The sequence below is a fragment of the Paenibacillus xylanexedens genome, assembly GCF_007676705.1.
Classification (GTDB): domain Bacteria; phylum Bacillota; class Bacilli; order Paenibacillales; family Paenibacillaceae; genus Paenibacillus; species Paenibacillus xylanexedens_C.
The window spans coordinates 448,320-463,759 of the sequence record NZ_VEBF01000001.1 but is presented as its reverse complement, the minus strand read 5'-3'; the positions used below and the strand labels follow the sequence as shown (position 1 = coordinate 463,759).

Here is a 15,440-nt window from a genome sequence, read left to right as displayed (position 1 = left end):
ATCAACGATCCTCCCCGATCTGTAGAATGATGGTCATGGTGACACCTAGGACAGCGAGATACACGCCAAGATCAAACAGCATGGCCGTGGCGAGTTCAGTCTCTCCCAGCAAAGGAAGTTCGAAATAGCCGAAGGTTTGGCTGAGGAACGGGACTCCGAATATAAATGAACCCGCACCCGTCAGTAGAGCTATACCCAAGCCGATTCCTGTTAGAATACGGAAGTCCACAGGTAACGCTTTGCGTATTGTATCCGTACTGAATGCCAGAGCAATCAATACGAGCGCTGCTGCGGTCACCAAACCGCCGATGAAGCCTCCGCCCGGATTATGGTGTCCTGCGAAGAACAGATGCATGGCGAACGTGAGAATAATGAACACAACGACCTTGGTGGTCGTTTGCAGCAATACATCATTACTTTGCAAAGGGACAGTGTCCCACGAGGATGAGCTGCGTTCGCGGTTACCATACTTTTTCGTATTGTCCGCTTCATCATCCAGATCAGGCTCGGAATCCTGAGTTTCGTCCTTCTTGCGGAATTTCAATCGGGCTCCGAGATCCTTTGCTTCGAGATTCAGATTAATCATGGAGTAGATGGACAAGGAAGCTACACCAAGCACCATAATCTCCAATAACGTATCGAAGCCACGGAAATCTACCAACAACACGTTGACGACATTTTTACCACCGGCCGAATCATAGGCTTCCTGAAGGAAGAAAGTAGATATGCTGTCGAGTGATGCGGTTCCGCTTGCAGCCAGTGCAACAAAAGTCATCACGACACCTACTGCGATCGCTACGATCATATTGACCGTGAGATAACGGCGGCTCGATTTGCCACGTTGCAGTTCAGGCAGATGGTAGAAGCAGAGCAGGAACAGTGCAACGGATACCGTCTCAACAATCATCTGCGTCAACGCCAGATCCGGCGCCCGGAAGAGTACGAACAGCAGAGTTACAAGGTAACCAACTGCTCCGGTCATAATGACTGCCGAGAGTCTGTTCTTGGCAAAAGGGATCGAAACTGCAGCACCAATGAGTGTGACTAACAGTACAACCTCATAGAATGAGTAGGGCGCATTGCCCTGCAGATTCCATGTAATATTTTCGCCTGAACGGAAGAAGGCATAGACCAGTAGCGCAACCGTGAATGAAAATATATACACAAGATAATTACGAACCGAGCCATTCATATAGGCTTCCGTCCATTTGCGTGCATAATGCTGGAGATTATCCAGTAAGACATGGTACATATTGTTAATGGTTAATCCTTGCGGATAATGCTCATAAATATTCCTCCATCGTGGCAGCAGCTTATACAGAGTGATTCCTAGAATCACGACTCCGATCGTCATAATCAGTTCCGGAGTCCATCCATGCCACAGGGAGAAATGTACATCGAAGCGTTCGTTCCCATTCAATAGGGAAGGAAGCACAGCGGCCATTGCCGGTTCGATCAGTGATCCGGCCAACAGGTTCGGAAAGAGTCCGAAGACGATGACAAGAACACCGAGTACAACGGGCGGAATGAGCATACCGGCGGGCGCTTCGTGTAATTTCTCGGCAGGGATTTCGCTTTGGCTACGACCGAGGAATGTTTTGAACACGATAATAAGTGCATAGATCAGGGTAAACACACTTGCAAGCCAAGCAAATACCGGCAATAGAACACTCCAGGATCCAAGACCAAAGATTCGCAGATGCGTGACTTCGACCATGGCTTGGAAGAATAGCTCTTTGCTCAGGAATCCGTTGAATGGTGGAATACCTGCCATGGCAAGTGAGCCGATCAATGCTACGGTGAATGTAATTGGCATGAACGAAGCAAGTCCACCGAGCTTCCGAATGTCACGTGTGCCCGTTTCATGATCGACAATGCCTACGACCATAAACAGAGCAGCTTTGAAGGTCGCATGATTAAACAGGTGAAGCAGCGCAGCGGTTATCGCTACGGTGTACATTGCAGAGGACTCGCCATATCCGAAGTAGAGAGCAGCAGATCCAACCCCTAGTAGGGACATGATCAGGCCAAGCTGAGAGATGGTGGAATAGGCGAGAATCGCTTTGAGATCGTTCTTTTTCACGGCCAGGAATGATCCGTAACACAAGGTTAGAAGACCAACGCCGGTAACGAACCAGAACCAGAGTCCCTGTCCACCGAAGATCGGTGTGAAGCGGGCTACAACATACAGTCCAGCCTTGACCATGGTGGCTGAGTGCAGATAAGCACTCACAGGTGTCGGAGCTTCCATGGCATCCGGCAACCAGATATGAAACGGGAATTGCGCTGACTTGGTGAAAGCTCCAATCAGAATCAAGACAAGTGCGGGCAGGAAGAGAATGCTCTCCTGAAACTGTCCCAATCCGGCAATGGTTCCGCGAATGCTGAATGTTCCCGTGATGAGATACATCATCATGAAACCGGTCAGCATGGCGAATCCGCCAAATACGGTGATCAGGAAGGACTTTTGTGCTCCTGACGTTGAGGCTTTACGTTTGTAATGAAAAGCAATCAACAGGAAGGACGTAATACTGGTTAATTCCCAGAATCCGTATAGCACGATCATGTTATCAGACAGTACCACACCCAGCATGGCTCCCATGAACATCAACAGATACAGGTAGAAGCGGTTCAGTGCTTCTTTCATATCCATGTAAAAGATGGAGTAGAGAACAACCAGGACACCGATTCCGGTGATTAGCAGTGTCAGCATTAGGCTTAGACCATCCAGATATAAGTTAAATCCAATGTCCAGTGATGGGATCCATGGGATATTTCCGGATACGTTATTGCGCTGGGACACAGCGGGTATGAGGCTCGCAAAGTATACAAATAATAGTGCCGGGACAAGGAGAACCGGCCATCCCAGATGTAATTTACGGAAGAAACGATGCAGCATGGCAAGAAGAATGCCAGCGGCAAAAGGCAGAATAACAGCAACATGAAGCAGGCTCAACATTACACCCCCAATGTTTAGTATTTCGACTACTCTCTCTGTGACATACAGGCGCATAATCCTCAAAGGATATGCTTGCTCTCTATATTCATAACCCAAGTATGTATATACAGAATCGTGTCTATTCTTTGAATGGAAGAAACACGGTGAAGATTTCAGTATAATATTGTATGGATATGTATAATAAAAAAACACAGAAGTTCCGATAAAGATGAAAACGATTAGGTGACATCCCGTGTACCGTTTGCAGCATAGTTATGTTGAGAAGCAAGATGGTTTCACCGTGTAATGGAGGAAATAATGTCATTCAAAATCAGAACTGTGCTCACTGTCATCTTCGCTGTTTTATCCTTGCTGGTTACCCTGACGATTGGGTCTATTTTTAGCCAAATGTCATTCGTTGCTGTAGAGACAGAGATTGGTCACTCCCTTACAGGCACGGCCTCGCAGGCATCAGACAAGCTGGATCGGTTCATGTCCGCTCGCGCTGGCGAGCTGGACCTGCTGGGCCGAATGGCTGCACTCGAAGATGGATTTATACCTGCGGAGATTCAGATGTTGCTCGATCAGTTACAAGATAGCTTTCCCTCTTTTTCATGGGTTGGATTCATGGACCCCAAAGGAAAAGTTTTAGCCGCGACGAATGGGATCTTGATTGGTGAAAATTTATCGGAGAGACCTGTGTATCAGGAGGGAATTAAGGGTAAATTTATTGGAGATGTGCATAATGCAGTGCTTCTTGCCAAGCTGCTTCCGAATCCAACGGGGGAGCCGTTACAATTCGTTGATATCAGTTTTCCCTTAAAGGATAGCAAAGGTCATATTCAAGGTGTGCTCGCTGCACATTTAAGCTGGGCCTGGACGAAGGAAGTCGAGGAATCAGTGCTTGCTCCGCTCAAGCGGGAGGAAAAGGACATTGAGTTCTTTATCGTGAGCAAAAATGAACATATGGTACTGCTGGGGCCTAAGGAATGGATCGGTAAACCGCTCATGTTACCCGGTATCGCAGAGGCTCAGCTTAACAAAAGCAGTTGGTCCATTGAAAAATGGCCTGATGGAAATGACTATGTCACAGGTTTTGCCTACAGCCAAGGTCACCTGGATTATCCCGGATTAGGATGGACCGTAGTCATTCGTCAAGTCAAGTCTACTGCATTTGCCTCTGTATTTGATCTGATGTGGTTTAATGTGTGGGCAGGGCTTGCTGTCACCTTGCTATTTGCACTTATTGGCTGGTTTGTTTCTCGTCTGATCTCTGCCCCAATAGTGCGTCTCACCAGAGTAGCCAATCGACTGCGAGTAGGAGACGCTCTTGAGATTCCCGAGAATAAAGGGATTAAGGAAATCGAAGTGTTGTCCCGTTCCCTTCGGGATATGGTGACCTCTCTTGTGAATAAAGACTCGGAGCTGGTCGTGATGCAGAATCTGGCACATTTTGATCAGTTGACCAGTCTGCCAAATCGTACTGCACTTGAAGTGTATCTGGAAGAGTCTTTGGAGACCGAAAGTGAAAATCATACGCTGACTTTTCTCTATCTGGATCTGGATGGATTCAAACGTGTCAATGATACACTTGGACATCAGGTCGGAGATGTTCTGCTACAGAAAGTGGCCCAGCGTCTGTCAGCTCTTGGTCAGGAGAAGGGCATAACGGTTCGCTTGGGCGGAGATGAGTTCCTGATTGTACTTCGCTCTGTTGGAAATCATCCGAAGGAGGAAGCCAGCGCTTATGCAGAAGCGATTATTCAAAGCCTGAACAAGCCGTTTATTATTGAATACGAGCGAATTCAGATTGGATGTAGTATCGGAGGGGCTGAATATCCGACCAACAGCGGCAACCCAAGTGAGATTATCCGGATGGCGGATGAAGCTCTGTACGAATCGAAACGTGCAGGCAAGAATAGAATGACATTTTATTCCGAGTTGAAGCAGGGGAGTTAGCATATAATAGTATTAGCTGAGTGATTCCAATCACCTTTGTATGATTCTGTGTATAGACAAGGAGGAATGAAATGTCTGGAAAATATGCATCGGTACCTTATGGGTTTGAGCCGCCTGCGGCCAGCCATAAAGGGACACTGACGTTTTATGACTCGTTTGAACATGTGACCGATGAACAACTTGAACGAGCCGCTGCAACGGTAGATACTCGTTCATTTATACAACTCGTGCTATATCCATTACACGAAAGCACATATAAGCGGATGAGCCGGGATCCGATTCAGGCATATTACAAAAGAGAAGACCGCCTGCATGATTGGCGGCGGGAACATCCAACCTTACGCATACGTGTGGAAGGTCTGGAGGGCAAGAGAAAGAAATATACGCCTGTGGATAGCGCGCTACGCCATATTACTGCGGAATACCCGGCTCCTCATTTTCTGTATATGACAGTGGAGATGGCGAATCTGTTCGCTTCGTTCGATTCCTTTAAGGATTGGATCAAGGAACTGCGTCTGATCATCGACGGATCGTCTGAAGATCTGCATCCAAGGCTGGAACAAAATCGCCATCGCTGGGAATGGGCGGAATGATGATACAGACATAGTTGTAAGTATAGATTTAGGGAGAAAATCGGCTATTGATCATAAGCAAACCCAAAAAAAGTTGTGTTGTACAACCGTAAATTCGGTGTACAGCACAACTTTTTTTGATGTTTTTTCAAGAAGAGCTATGTCAGGTCAAGGGACGTTACGGTTTTATTTTTACCCGTTCGTTTGGCTGCATACAGACAGGCATCCACTTCCTCAAACAACTTGTCTTTGCTTAGGTTGGGACTGTAGCTTTTGAGGCCAATACTCACCGTAATGGAAGCTCCTTCAAGTTCCAGATGGCCCATCAGGGCAATCTTCTGACGAATCTGTTCCACCAGAGCGTAGGCCTGCTCGAAAGACTGCTCAAACATCAATAAGGCGAACTCTTCGCCCCCATACCGTGCTGCTATGTCACTTGAGGTAATGTTCTCCTGAATAATCAATGACACCTTTTCGAGAATAATGTCTCCAACCCGATGACCATATGTGTCATTAACGGATTTGAAATCATCAATATCGATCAGGGCCAGATGCAGACTCATGCCACTATTGGCGTACTCAAATGCTTTTTCATAATAATCCTTGAAGGAGCTTTGGTTATAGAGGTTGGTTAAACCATCTGTTTTGGACTGTTTGGTCATAATGGCATTTCGCACAATAAGATCCTGCTTGGCAAGCATGCTGGCTTGAAGATCGTCGAGCACCTCGACTCCACTGGTTACGATAACCTGCGCTACATATGTACTTAGAATTAGAAAAGCCGGAATGGATACCATGTCAAATGAAGATAGATATAGTCGGTAGACTGGATCGAACAGAACCAGGAAGTAACCCGTCATCTGCATCAGGAAGACAATCCAGACTCTCTTTTTACTGAAGAACAGCACCGAAGCGAAGATGGGTAACAGGCAGATCGCTAATATAATCCGAATGTCATAGTTGACATGAATAATTGTCCAGGCGATAACTGTACTGGCTACAGACATGGCATAGAAGGAAAATGAACTAAAACGACGATCAATCCAACTCGCGATCAAAATACAAGCACTGCTGATCGCAGTAGGCCAAAACAGGACATTTATTATGAAATCTGCAGGCGTGCGATCATACTCCAGAAACAGGAAACAGCCAATCTGAATGGCTAAATGTGCAATAATGACAATCCAGTAGGCATAAAGCATTTTTTTGATCCATTTGGAATGTTTGAATTCGTATTCTGTTGGAATGTGGCTATTGTGGGTATTGAAACTCTTCATATATCACCGCTAACTGCATCATAATGATACGACAGAATTACTCTCGTATATGATGATTATAATTCACGATGAACAAAACGCAAATCATTATATTCGTAGCATGAGAACTAAGCTTACATAATATTACAGAGAGGACAAAAACTTTCCGAGAAGGGACATACAAATTTTGAATGGACCTTCATAGACTCTTATAAGGCTCCGTTCCATCGGATTGTAATTCTTGCTGAAGGGGAGGTGAATTCCATTCCTCTTGTCGTTCGTTCATCCGTCAATGCTACGGGAGCAATTACGTTTACTGGTAATACACTCGGACTAAGCCGCTCCGAAACGTTAGGAGTGCCTGGTACACAGGATAGCATTGGGGCATTTTCGACTGTCAATGCGGATGTGCGTTTCGGAACGTATCCGCTGGGAACAACGAACTTGTACCAGAGTAATAGTTCCGCTGCGATCCTTGTTCTTCCTGCGGGGAGTACCATACTATATGCGGAATTAATCTGGGGCGGAAGTTATATCAATGGATCGGTCAATCTGAGTGCTGCGATCAACAATCCGGTAACGTTGATCACTCCAGCGGGTTCATTCAGCGTTACACCTGATCCGGCAACCTACAATCAGTTCGATCTTGGGAACAATGCGGCAGGATATGTACGTTCAGCCAATGTCACAACACTTGTACAAAATGGGGGAGCAGGTACATATATTACCGGATCAGTCGTGGGAACGATTGTGATAACGAATGATTCCACAGCGAATCATGCCGGATGGACACTAGGCGTTATTTATCAGAATCCGAATCTTCCTTTTCGGAACATGTCATTACGTGCTGGCGCCGTCCTTGTCCAATCGACTTCTCCACCCGTTGTTACCACATTGTCTGGATTCGCAACTCCCCTCTCCGGTGCACTCGGAGGAAGAGCACTATTCAGTGCACAGGAAGGCGACGCGAATCGTACAGGAGATCAGGCTTTGTTCGGACCAACCTCTGCAACATCAGTGGCCTTATCGGGACCGAACAACCTGGCTGCGAACTTTTTCGCATCTCAGATCAATGGAGATACCGGAGCGCTTAATACAACAGGTACTTTCGGTACTCGAAATCAGACCAATGGTGCTCCAGGCACCAATATTATCGGTGGACGTCAAGGCTGGGATATTACCAATGTGGATGTGTCGGCAAGACTGATCAACAACCAGTCGTCTGCGGTGTTGACGTTAACCACATCGGGAGATGCCTACATTGTCAACGCCAATGCGATTCAAGTTGATATTAATGCGCCCAAGATTACATTGGCTAAGGCAACGGTCGCCGCAGGTTCAGTTGCCGGGGATAGTATTCTATATTCGGTTACCGTCACCAATGCAGGTACTGCGAGTGCAGCCAGTGTAGTCTTATCCGATTCACTTCCTGCAGGTCTTACCTTTATTCCAGGCAGTGTCACGGTTGCTGGCATACCCCGCCCAACCCTCGATGTGACCGCAGGCATTCCGCTCGGTTCATTAAGTTTATCCAGCAGTGTCGTTGTAACCTATCGAGCCCTCATCGGTCAGGATGCAAACATCCTGCAGCTGGTGAATTCGGCCAATGCAGCCTTTACATTTCAAAGTGTAGCAGGGGGACCGATCATTACAGGGGTTATTCCGTCTAATAATTCCACCCTTACTGTATATTCACCCAACCTGTCCCTTGTGAAGTCAGCGAGTACAACTAATGCCACGGTGGGTGATCTGGTAACTTATACAATCCAGGTGAACAACGGAGGGAATGTTGCTGCCAACGTTACATTGAGGGATAACATTCCAAGTGGTAGCTCATATGTAGCAGGCAGCTTTCGGCTGAATGGAAATGTGATTGCTGGCGCCAATCCGGTTACCGGCGTTAACCTGGGGAGCCTCGCGGCAGGAAGTGCAAATACCGTGACCTTTCAGGTACTTGTAACAAGTTTGCCCACACCTCCTACGCTGGTGGATCAGGCTACGGCTTCTTATTCCTTCAATTCACCTGATGGTCGGACAATCACGGGAAACATCGCCTCGAATACCTTAACGATCCCGGTAACATTGCCCAATGTGACCACGGTAAAATCAGCATCCGTTACCGATGTTGCTGTCGGGGAAACGTTCACGTACACCGTAGTGACCACCAATAGCGGCATCCAAGTGATTAACAATGTGGTACTCACAGATGCTCTACCTGCTGGAGCAACATTTGTTTCCGGCAGTACGACTGTAAGGGGGACTGTCGTACCCTCTGCTAATCCGAGCAGTGGAATCTCTATAGGAACATTGGCAGCCGGAAGTTCTGCGACAGTGACGTTTCAGGTGAATGTGCAGTCCATGCCTGCTTCGGGTTCGTTAGTCAATCGCGCGGTAGTGTCCTATAGCTCGGGTTCGTTCACGGGCATTTCCAACTCCAACTCGATTACAACCCCTGTATACCAAGCGGTTATCGGCATCACAAAGTCGGCGAGCCAAACCAATGCGACACTGGGGGATCAGCTTACCTACACACTTGTGGTAACGAACAGTGGGAACATAGCGACCCAAGTGAACGTGACTGATACGATTCCGACAGGGCTGACATTTGTCCCGGATTCGGTAACCGTGAATGGTACTGGGCGTCCTGGAACCAGCCCATTAACCGGAATAGCGCTGGGCAGTCTCCTGCCAGGGGCTACTGCCACAGTGGGGTTTCGCGCTACTCTCACCACCATCCCAACTCCGCCGACACTGGAGAATCAAGGGACTGCCAGTTATACGTACCAGCTTCCAAGTGGACGGAATCTCTCAGGCAGCAGCTTATCCAATATCGTTCGTATACCTGCATCGGCTCCCAATATTTCTATTAGTAAAACAATAAACACTCCGGATGCGACAGTAGGAGATGTGCTTACGTATACCGTTGTTGCAACAAACGCTGGAATTAGTGCTGTACAAAATCTGGTGATTTCAGATGCACCATCCGGCTCGGAATTTGTCTCGGGTAGTGTCACGATCAATGGAACTGCTGTTATAAACGCAAGCCCTATTACGGGAATTGCAGTGGGTACATTGAATAGTTCAAACAGTATAACTGTGACCTATCAGACCAGAGTGAATTCCGTTCCATCCACAGGTTCGGTTAGTAACCGGGCTAATGCAGCATTTACGTCAGGCAGTTTTAATGGTGTTTCTTCTTCCATAACGGTAAATACACCTGTATTCCTGCCCGTGATGCAAGTGGTGAAATCAGCAAGTACAACGAGTCTGACGGTAGGCGATTCCTATAATTACACCATCGAGATTAACAATACAGGAAATATTGCCGCGACGGTTACTTTGACAGATCCCATTCCAGCAGGAGCATTATTCAGTACGAATAGTGTCATTATTAATGGCGTACCTACACCTGGGGTTAGCCCGGAGACGGGAATCAGTCTAGGAGAGATTGCCGCTGGCTCCAGTGCAACGGTCACGTTTGTTGCGACAGTTACCAGTTTGCCAGATGCAAGGCAGTTAATGAATCAGGTGGTTGCTTCGTTTGCCTACACGCTTCCAAGTGGGAGAACGGTTGCCGGTCTCTCGTCATCGAACACCATCACTATTCCAGTGTCTCTGCCCAATGTTACGATTGTCAACAGTGACAATGTAGAGTACGGCGTAGTCGGGGATGTCATTCGATACACATCTGTTATTCGTAATAACGGCACAGTAGCCGTTAATAATGTGGTATATGTCAATCCTCTTCCTTCAAATACCCCATTTGTACCCGGAAGTGTCATTGTGAACGGGACTTCGTTCCCGCTCTCCAATCCGACCGCCGGCATTCCAATCGGTACGTTGGCTCCAGGAGCCGAGGTTACCGTAACTTTTGAGGTGACGATTACCATGCCGATCCCTTCGCAGATTAACAATCAGTCGACGGTCAGTTTCACATCCGGTTCATTTTCGGGGTCATCATCGTCCAATACAACACAGACTCCGGTCATACAACCGCAGATTTCACTTGTCAAAACGGCGAACACAGCCAATGCAACCGTAGGTGATACGGTTGTATACACAGTAACGGTCAGCAACACAGGCAATCTCGAGGCAAATGTTACCGTGACAGATACCATTCCTGCTGCGACTACTTTTGTACCCAACAGTGTGGTTGTATCCGGTGTGCCACAGCCTGGATCGACGCCGGCAGCAGGCATTCCGGTAGGCATTGTAGCCGCGGGAGCGACGGCTGTTGTCACGTTTGCCGTTGTTGTGGATTCACTTCCATCTCCACAGCAGCTTAGCAATTTTGCTACATCATCTTTTACATTTACACCTCCAGATGGGCGGACGTTGACTGGCTCAGCCACATCGAATACACTCACGTTCCCGGTCTCGTCACCAAACGTCGCTGTTGTCAAAAGTACAGTTTCCACTGCGGCTACGGTAGGCGATACGGTGACCTATTCCATTCTGGTGACCAACAGCGGAATTGCACCGGTGAACAATATTCAGTTTTCAGACCCGATTCCAGCTGGAGCCTCCTTTGTTACAGGGAGTGTCACAGTGAATGGGGTTGCACAACCCGGAGCCAATCCGGCAGGTGGGGTACCCCTTGGTACATTGGGGCCCGGAACGTCCGCGACGGTCACATTCAGTATCCGTGTCGACGCGATCCCGCCAAGTGATCAGTTGAGCAATCGCTCTACGGTCAGTTTTACCTCAGGTACATTCTCAAGCACAACCTTTTCAAATACCGTGGTCACTCCGGTGTACCAGCCTATTCTTTCAGCACAAAAAGCAGCCAGTACACAAAATGCTACCGTTGGGGATACCGTCAGTTACACGATAACCGTGAACAATCAGGGAAACTTTGGAGCCCAGATTAACCTGACAGATAACCTTCCAGCCGGAACCATCCTTGTTCCAAATAGCGTTATTGTGAACGGTCAACCGCTGCCAGCAGGAGATCCAGCAACGGGCATCCCCGCAGGCAATGTGGCTCCCGGAGCTACGACCACCATTACCTTTTCAGTAGTTGTTGATACGCTGCCAAGTCCGCAACAACTGGTGAATCAGGCTTCGGTAGCTCTATCATATACATTGCCGGATGGGCGAAACATCACGGAGTCCGTTCAGTCCAATGTGCTGACTATTACCGTATCGGCACCGGATGTCGATGTGGTCAAATCCACAACCTCGACGGCTGTATCAGTTGGTGATGTCGTAACGTATAACATCGCTGTAACCAATAACGGAATTGCAACAGTCAACAATGTGGTTTTCACGGATGCAGTGCCGACAAGTACCGTTCTTGCGCCAAGCGGCGTGTTTGTAGATGGTGTTCTGCGCCCTGACGCCAATCCTTCTACGGGAATAACGCTTGGTTCCATCGCACCTGGAGCTACCGTAACCGTTGTATTTAGTGTGCAGGTTACAGCACTCCCGGCAAGTGCAGTGTTAAACAATCAGTCCACAGTCAGCTTTACATCAGGCGCTTTCTCAGCAACCACATTTTCCAATACGGTTACAACTCCGGTCTATCAACCTATTCTGTCGGCAGTCAAAACGGGAGATCAGACGATAGCTACGGTAGGAGATACCGTTGTATACAGCATCGCTATCTCCAATGCCGGGAACTATGGGGCGTCTGTCACGTTGACCGATACCATACCGGCAGGAACAGAACTTGTACCGAATAGCGTTATTATTAACGGGGCTTCTGCACCGGGTGCCGATCCGGCTTCGGGCATTCCGCTTGGTGTTGTTTCCACCACAACCGTGGTTACCTTCTCCGTCGTAATTGTGACGTTACCTTTGAGCCAGTCCATAACCAATCAGGCTTCTGCGACCTATTCTTATACATTGCCTGATGGAAGAACACTGGGAGGTAGTATCACGTCCAATCAACTCAACATCCAGGTATCTGCTCCGAACGTGAGTGTAGTCAAGACGGCTTCGGTAGTCGATGCCGTGGTGGGTGACACGATTGTGTATGAAATGGTTGTGACCAATGAAGGAATTGACCCTGTAAACAATATTGTGTTAACCGATCCCATCAGTCCGGCCGTAACATTTGTTGCTGGAAGCGTCCTGGTAGATGGTGTTCCACGGGGCTCGGCAAACCCGGCGCTGGGCATAGCCCTTGGTAGTTTAGCCCCTGGAGCATCAATAGCGGTATCGTATGCAGTGCTGGTCAATACACTGCCAACACCACCGGAAGTGAGCAGTCAATCTTCCGTAAGTTTCACATCGGGTGTCTTCTCGGGAGCAGCGTATTCCAATACGGTTGTAACACCAATCTATCAGCCGATTATTGCTGTAACCAAAACGGGGAGTACCTCCAATGCAACGATTGGTGACACCATCACCTATTCTTTTGCAATTATCAATAGTGGGAATCTTGCTGCCAATTTGACATTAACGGACAATATACCGAATGGAGCTGTACTTCTTCCTAACAGTGTTCTGATTGATGGTATTCCACAGCCAGGTGCCAATCCAGAGACAGGTATCGTTGTGGGTACCATACCGCCAGGAGGTTCCGTTATTGTAACGGTTACCCTCGAAGTTACTGTGGATTCGTTGCCGCAGGATCAGCAGCTGACCAACCAGGCGGTGGCCAATTATACATTCAGTCCACCAGATGGACGTGTGTTGACGGGGACTGTATCCTCCAATGTTCTAGTTATTCCGGTATCTGCACCAAATGTAACTGTTGTCAAAAGCACAAGTGCAATTGATGCCGTTGTCGGTGACGTGATTACCTATACGATTGTTGTAACGAATAGCGGCATTGAAGTGGTCAATAATGTGGTTATGGTTGACCCGGTACCTGTCGGTACGGTATTTGTTCCAGGAAGCGTTACGGTGGATGGCGTGCCAAGACCAACAGGCAATCCGAATACAGGCATCACGCTTGGTTCGATTGCAGCGGGTGCTTCAGTTACGGTTACATTCAGAGTAGAGGTTGTGGTGATATGAATCAATCTTCCGGTCCGTTGTCCCACTGGCTAAAGAATCAGTCCCTGGTTCGATTCAGCTCGGGTGCGACTGAACTGGAACAGGTATCCTATTCGAATACGGTTGTAACACCGTGGATCGGCCCCAGGGTTGAAGTCAGAAAAGTGTGCAATGTCACAGAGGCTGCCTTGGGGCAGTCTCTTGTCTACCGTATTGAAATTGGTAACTCTGGAAATCTTCCGGTTGTAGTACACCTCTTGGATCGGCTATCTGCAGAGACGTCACTGCTTCCCAACAGTGTATTGCGTGATGGTATTCCGTTACCAGGAGCATCGCCGGAGAGGGGATTGCCTCCGGCAGAGATCGCGCCGGGAGGCATGTTGCGATACCACTTCCAAGTTGTAATTTTGCGTTTACCCGCGGCACTGAAGCTGCTGAATCAGGCACAGGTTAACTATGAGTTTTTGACACCGGAAGGCAGAACGGTTACGGGTGTTGAACAATCCAATATAGTGGAGGTCGATCTGGTCTCATCTCGGCTGGAGATCTCCTTGCAGGCAGATCATATCCATACCTTTTCAGGGGACATTGTCATGTATACGGTCATCGTGAGTAATCCGGGTTTTATTGCAGCGACGAATGCCCAAGTAACGATTGCTTTGCCTCAAGGGATTGCTTTCATACCTGCGAGTGTCATTGTAAATGAGATGTTCGCACCTCAAGTAACACCTGATACGGGAATAGAGCTGGGGCAGATTGAGCCCGGAACTGCCGTTCGGATTCAATACAGGGTTCAGGTTGTAGGGGGAAGTGAAACGAACGGAATATCCAGCGTAGCTGTACTAAAGTATATCTCCGCAGGCAAGCAGGAGACCATCTACTCCAATGATGTTACCCTGGAAGTGATTCAACCTCAGATCTCTGTGGTCAAAAGTGTACTCCCGGTCACGGCCACATTAGGAGATGCCGTCCAATATAATATTACCGTCTCGAATGCAAGCAGCTATGCGGTGGATGGAACCTTGGTGGACGTATTACCAGCAGGAATGACCTTCGTAGAAGGCAGTCTGGGCTGGAATGGGGTTAAACGCCCTGCAGCCAATCTGACCAGAGGGCTTAATCTGGGGACATTGACGGCCCGGTCTGTTCTGAATATTCAGTTCGAGGCAACCCTTGCAGAACGAGGCGAATTAATCCCTGATCACTACAGATATGTGAATCATGCTAGCCTGATGTATACATTTCGGTTGCCGGATTCACGGACAGTGCAGCGGATGATTATATCCAATGAAGCTGTCGTCGAGTTGAAGACACCGATAATCCAAGCATATGTTCAAGTAGTACCGACACTAGTCGAGCAGGGAGGCACAGTCACGTTTGACGTGCGTGTGGTGAATACGGGCAATTGGCCGGCACGCGTACAACTAGGGAGCATTTTACCAGAGGGTGCCAGATGGCTTGGGCAAGCTACGGGTGAGATCCAATGGAGCATACCAGAGTATTCCACACCACGGGTTCTGCATGTGGGGGAGATTGAGCCTGGCACGGAAAGGAACATCTCCTATGTAGCGAAGTTAGCTTCTGAGAAGACGGGGACGCTGCAAGGAGCCTTGATTGCTCGGTACACTTATGAATGGAATGGACAAAAACGGGCTGGCGAAACTCGATCGAATGAGTACAGCATCATTGTGGAGTCTGGAGAAGAATAGGAGGTATCACGGTTAACGGTAACTTGCCTGAAGAATTTGCTCAATATGGGGTTCCATGACA

General features: G+C 48.2%; 6 protein-coding genes. 4 read left to right on the top strand and 2 right to left on the bottom strand.

Annotated features, from left to right (window positions below; all coding sequences use genetic code 11):
* Position 1 precedes the first annotated feature (1 nt).
* Positions 2 to 2,956 carry a Na+/H+ antiporter subunit A gene (locus FS628_RS01815; RefSeq protein ID WP_145318168.1) on the bottom strand — a complete coding sequence of 985 codons (2,955 nt, stop codon included), beginning with the start codon at positions 2,954 to 2,956 and terminating at the stop codon, positions 2 to 4.
* A 300-nt stretch (positions 2,957 to 3,256) separates the two neighbouring features.
* On the opposite strand from FS628_RS01815, the gene FS628_RS01810 reads away from it, so the two are divergent.
* Both FS628_RS01810 and FS628_RS01805 read left to right on the top strand, forming a co-directional pair.
* Positions 3,257 to 4,897: a sensor domain-containing diguanylate cyclase gene (locus FS628_RS01810; RefSeq protein ID WP_145318165.1), complete on the top strand. Its 1,641-nt coding sequence runs from the start codon at positions 3,257 to 3,259 to the stop codon at positions 4,895 to 4,897.
* 71 nt (positions 4,898 to 4,968) lie between these two features.
* Positions 4,969 to 5,490: a hypothetical protein gene (locus FS628_RS01805; RefSeq protein WP_145318162.1), complete on the top strand. Its 522-nt coding sequence runs from the start codon at positions 4,969 to 4,971 to the stop codon at positions 5,488 to 5,490.
* A gap of 137 nt (positions 5,491 to 5,627) precedes the next feature.
* Here the strand turns inward: FS628_RS01805 and FS628_RS01800 are convergent, their stop codons facing one another.
* Positions 5,628 to 6,746 carry a GGDEF domain-containing protein gene (locus FS628_RS01800; RefSeq protein ID WP_145318159.1) on the bottom strand — a complete coding sequence of 373 codons (1,119 nt, stop codon included), beginning with the start codon at positions 6,744 to 6,746 and terminating at the stop codon, positions 5,628 to 5,630.
* Positions 6,747 to 6,980: 234 nt separating this feature from the next.
* Here FS628_RS01800 and FS628_RS01795 point away from each other — a divergent pair, with 234 nt between their 5' ends.
* Positions 6,981 to 13,691 (top strand): DUF7507 domain-containing protein, encoded by a 6,711-nt coding sequence (locus FS628_RS01795; RefSeq protein WP_145318156.1) that lies wholly within the window; start codon positions 6,981 to 6,983, stop codon positions 13,689 to 13,691.
* On the top strand, positions 13,688 to 15,379 hold the full coding sequence (locus tag FS628_RS01790; RefSeq protein WP_145318153.1) for a DUF11 domain-containing protein: 1,692 nt from the start codon (positions 13,688 to 13,690) through the stop codon (positions 15,377 to 15,379). The genes FS628_RS01795 and FS628_RS01790 overlap by 4 nt, the downstream gene beginning before the upstream one ends.
* The last annotated feature ends 61 nt before the right edge of the window (positions 15,380 to 15,440 follow it).